At 58.7% G+C, this 4,868-nt stretch carries 3 protein-coding genes and 1 tRNA gene; 2 read left to right on the forward strand and 2 right to left on the reverse strand.

Annotated elements, in window-relative coordinates; genetic code table 11:
- Positions 1-134: 134 nt before the first annotated feature.
- Together ACW9JC_RS28725 and gltX are read right to left on the reverse strand one after the other, a co-directional pair.
- Positions 135-210, reverse strand: a tRNA-Ala gene (locus tag ACW9JC_RS28725).
- Positions 211-466: 256 nt separating this feature from the next.
- Positions 467-1,948, reverse strand: coding sequence for a glutamate--tRNA ligase (gene gltX / locus ACW9JC_RS28730; protein ID WP_338585793.1), 1,482 nt, complete (start codon positions 1,946-1,948; stop codon positions 467-469).
- A 230-nt stretch (positions 1,949-2,178) separates the two neighbouring features.
- On the opposite strand from gltX, the gene ACW9JC_RS28735 reads away from it, so the two are divergent.
- Positions 2,179-3,267 carry an HlyD family secretion protein gene (locus ACW9JC_RS28735; protein WP_457459268.1) on the forward strand — a complete coding sequence of 363 codons (1,089 nt, stop codon included), beginning with the start codon at positions 2,179-2,181 and terminating at the stop codon, positions 3,265-3,267.
- 49 nt (positions 3,268-3,316) lie between these two features.
- A complete protein-coding gene (locus ACW9JC_RS28740) occupies positions 3,317-4,807 on the forward strand; it encodes an MDR family MFS transporter (protein ID WP_457459270.1) in 1,491 nt (496 codons plus the stop codon).
- Positions 4,808-4,868 lie beyond the last annotated feature (61 nt).

Consider the following 4,868-nt stretch of genomic DNA (forward strand, 5'->3'; position numbering starts at 1 on the left):
AACCCCTGTTACCGCCGTGAAAGGGCGGTGTCCTAGGCCACTAGACGAAGGGGACGCAAACCCTTCTATACAACTGATCAACGCTGAGTGTTGATCGCTTCAAGGCCGGTGTGGCCAGGCCTTGAAGTGTAAATTGGTGGAGCTAGACGGGATCGAACCGTCGACCTCTTGCATGCCATGCAAGCGCTCTCCCAGCTGAGCTATAGCCCCTCATCGTTGATGTCATCGCTGAGGACGGGGCGAATCTTAAGGGCGTATCGAAAGCCTGTCAAACTTATTTTTGAAAAAAATCAAAACTTTTTGTCGGCATAACAACCACTTACCGCCCTTCCCCCGAAAATCCGGGGTTTGGAGAAAGAACGCAGGCCCGTAGGAGCTGGCGAAGCCTGCGATCTTTTCGGCGCGACCAGAAAGCAAGATCAAAAGATCGCAGCCTTCGGCAGCTCCTACATGGGGTCAAACGTTGTTAAGCAATGTTGCCCAACAGCTTTTCCCACTCTTTGTTTTCTTTCTTCGACACGCCACCGAGCAAGTCGATGGCCTGGCGCAGACGGAAACGGGTCAGGTCCGGCCCGAGAATTTCCATTGCATCGAGCACCGACACCGAGCTGGCTTGGCCCGTGATCGCCGCGAACATCAGCGGCATGGCGTCACGCAGCTTCAACTCCAGGGATTCCACAACAGCCTGAATGGTCGCGGTGATGCTGTCCTTTTCCCACTGACGCAGGCTTTCGAGCTTCCACAGGATCAACTGCATCAACTGACGAACCTGATCGCCCGAGAGCTTCTTCGATTCGAACAACTTGGCATCCGGGTTCACGCCGCCAGCGAAGAAGAAACCGGCCAGCGGTGCAACCTGGCTGAAGGTTTCAACCCGGCCTTGTACGTGCGGGGCGATCTTCATCATGTATTCGGAGTTGAGTGCCCACTTCTGTACCCGAGCAGCGAACTCTTCCACCGGCAAGTCACGCAGCCATTGGCCGTTGAGCCACGACAGTTTCTCGATGTCGAAAATCGGCCCGCCGAGGGACACGCGCTTCAGATCGAAGTTATCGACCATCTCCTGCAACGAGAACTTCTCGCGCTCGTCCGGCATCGACCAGCCCATGCGGCCCAGGTAGTTGAGCATCGCTTCAGGCATGAAGCCCATGCGCTCGTAGAACGTCACCGAGGTCGGGTTCTTGCGCTTGGACAGCTTGCTCTTGTCCGGGTTACGCAGCAGCGGCATGTAGCACAGCTCCGGTTGTTCCCAGCCGAAGTACTCGTAAAGCAGGATCAGTTTCGGTGCCGATGGCAGCCACTCTTCGCCACGCAGTACGTGGGTGATGCCCATCAGGTGGTCGTCGACCACGTTGGCCAGGAAGTACGTCGGCAGGCCGTCGGTCTTCATCAGGACTTGCATGTCCATGCGGTCCCACGGGATTTCCACGTCGCCACGCAGCATGTCCGGCACCACGCAGACGCCTTCGCTCGGCACCTTCATGCGGATTACGTGCGGTTCGCCAGCCGCGAGGCGACTCGCGACTTCTTCCTTCGACAGCAACAGCGCACGGCCGTCGTAACGCGGGGTTTCGCCGCGAGCCATTTGCTCGGCGCGCATCTGGTCCAGCTCTTCGGCGGTGCAGAAGCACGGGAAGGCGTGGCCCATGTCGACCAGTTGCTGACAATACTTCTGATAAATATCGCCGCGCTCGCTTTGACGGTATGGACCGTGCGGGCCGCCGACGTCCGGGCCTTCGCTCCAGTCGATACCCAACCAGCGCAGGGCGTCGAAGATCTGCTGTTCGGACTCGCGGGTCGAACGCAACTGGTCGGTGTCTTCGATCCGCAGGATGAACTCACCGCCGTGCTGCTTGGCAAAGCAGTAGTTGAACAAGGCGATGTAGGCGGTACCTACGTGGGGATCCCCGGTAGGCGATGGCGCGATGCGAGTGCGGACGGTGGTCATGGCATGTCTCGAAAAGAATAAAAGCGAAGTGCAAACAAGAGGCGAATGGTAACAGGCGGACCCCGCCCGGCTCCAGTGAACAGGGCATTTAAGCCAAGGTTGCGTCTGTAACGCCCTTATGGCGCGGTGAATGGCCGAATATCAGCCGAGGGCATTTACCGCTTATCGGCTGTATGCCAGATTCGCCTGCTGATAACTTTCCTTACATATTCTCGACTACAGTTTGCCCCATGCCTGCCCAACTCAAGCGTCGCCTGTCCATTTTCCTGCTGCTCGTCCTGCTGATTGCCGGGGGCTTCTTTGCTCATTGGTTCTTTAAAGGGCGGTTTTATGAAAGCACTGACAACGCGTATGTCCAGGGCGAGATCACCCGTGTGTCGAGCCAATTGGGCGCGCGCATCGATCAGGTGCTGGTGCAGGACAACCAGCACGTCGAGAAAGGCCAGTTGCTGATCCGGCTCGAAGGCGATGACTTCCGCCTCGCCGTCGATCGCGCCAACGCGACCCTCGCCACCCGCCAGGCCGAACGCCTGCAAGCCCAGAGCAAGCTGACCCAACAGGCCAGCCTGATTGCCGCCAGTGACGCGCAAGTCGCCTCCAGCCAGGCCAGCCTCGGCCGCTCACAGATCGACCTGAACCGCGCCGAAACCTTGCGCAAGCCTGGTTATGTCTCTGAGGAGCGCGTGACCACCCTCTCCGCTGACAACCACATCGCCCGCTCGCAACTGACCAAAGCCCAAGCGGATGCTCAGGGGCAACGCCAGCAAGTCAACGCGTTGACCGCTGAAATCAAACGACTCGACGCGCAGATAGCCAATGCCAAGGCCGATCTGGCCCAGGCCGAACTGAACCTGACCCGCAGTGATATCCACGCGCCGATCAGTGGCCTGATCGGCCAGCGTGCCGCGCGCAATGGCCAGTATGTACAGGCCGGCGCGTATCTGCTGTCGATCGTGCCCGATGAAGACATCTGGATTCAGGCCAACTTCAAGGAAACCCAGATCGGCCATATGCAGCCTGGCCAGAAAGCCGAACTGACCTTCGACGCCTATGGCGATACGCCGATCGAAGCGCGGGTCGACAGCTTGTTCGCCGCCTCGGGCGCGCAGTTCAGCCTGTTGCCGCCGGACAACGCCACCGGCAACTTCACCAAAGTCGTGCAACGGATTCCGGTCAAACTGACCTTCGCCGCAGACAACCCGCTGCGCGGCAAGATCCGCCCGGGCATGTCGGTCACCGCCAAGGTGAACATCAAGGACGCCCCGCAAAACGAACGCGCCAAATTGAGCAGCAAAGACGCCGCTGACGATGGCCGGTGATCAACTGATCCGCCCCGTCGGAGAACCGACGCGGCGGGACTGGATTGCGGTGATGAGTGTGATGCTTGGCGCCTTCATGGCGGTGCTGGACATCCAGATCACCAACTCGTCGCTCAAGGATATTCAGGGCGCACTGTCGGCAACGCTGGAAGAAGGCTCGTGGATTTCCACCTCGTATCTGGTGGCGGAAATCATCATGATCCCGCTGACCGCGTGGCTGGTTCAGTTGCTGTCGGCGCGTCGGCTGGCGGTGTGGGTGTCCCTCGGATTCCTGTTCGCGTCCTTGCTGTGTTCCATGGCCTGGAGCCTGGAAAGCATGATCGTCTTCCGCGCCTTACAGGGCTTTACCGGCGGCGCGCTGATTCCGCTGGCGTTCACCCTCACGCTGATCAAACTCCCCGAACACCATCGCGCCAAGGGCATGGCGATGTTCGCCATGACCGCTACTTTCGCGCCTTCCATCGGCCCGACTCTGGGCGGCTGGCTGACTGAAAACTGGGGCTGGGAATACATCTTCTACATCAACATTCCGCCCGGCCTGATCATGATCGCCGGCCTGATGTACGGCCTGGAGAAGAAAGAAGCGCATTGGGAATTGCTGAAAAGCACCGACTACGCCGGCATCGTCACCCTTGGCGTCGGCCTCGGTTGCTTGCAGGTATTTCTGGAGGAAGGTCATCGCAAGGACTGGCTGGAATCGAACCTGATCGTGACCCTCGGCAGCATTGCGCTGATCAGCCTGATCACCTTCGTGATCGTGCAGTTTTCCAAGCCCAATCCGCTGATCAACCTCGGCATCCTCGGCAATCGCAACTTCGGGTTGTCGAGCATATCCAGTATCGGGATGGGGGTCGGCTTGTATGGTTCTATCTATCTGCTGCCGCTGTATCTGGCGCAGATCCAGAACTACAACGCCCTGCAGATCGGTGAAGTGATCATGTGGATGGGCGTCCCGCAGCTGTTTCTGATTCCGCTGGTGCCCAAGCTGATGAAGCACGTGTCGCCGAAATGGCTGTGCACGCTGGGCTTCGGTTTGTTCGGCCTCGCGAGTTTTTCTTCGGGTGTATTGAATCCGGATTTCGCCGGACCGCAGTTCAATCAGATCCAGATCATCCGCGCACTCGGTCAGCCGCTGATCATGGTCACTATTTCGTTGATCGCCACGGCGTACATCCTGCCGCAGGATGCGGGTTCGGCGTCGAGCCTGTTCAACATCCTGCGCAATCTCGGCGGCGCCATCGGCATTGCCCTCCTCGCGACGCTGCTGGATGCGCGAACCAAGACCTATTTTGATTACTTGCGCGAATCCATCGTGCCGAGCAATCCGCAGGTGGCTGAGCGTATTGCGTCACTGACGGATCGGCTGGGCAACGAAAACGCGGCGCTGGGCAAGCTCAGTGAGATTGCTCATCAGCAGGCGTCGATCATGGCGTACAACGATGCGTTTCATTTTGTCGGAATTGCGCTGGGGATCAGCATGTTGGCGGTGTTGTTGACCAAGAAACTGCCGGTGGGACTCAAGGCCGGGGAAGCACATTAACCCCCCTGTAGGAGCTGCCGAAGGCTGCGATCTTTTGATTTTGATTTTTAAAAAACAAGAT

Source organism: Pseudomonas sp. SDO5591_S426, assembly GCF_054070755.1.

Excerpts from the sequence above, each read along its gene's own strand:
- gltX (WP_338585793.1), bottom strand. The coding sequence starts at position 1,948 with ATGACCACCGTCCGCACTCGCATCGCGCCATCGCCTACCGGGGATCCC.
- ACW9JC_RS28735 (WP_457459268.1), top strand. The coding sequence starts at position 2,179 with ATGCCTGCCCAACTCAAGCGTCGCCTGTCCATTTTCCTGCTGCTCGTC.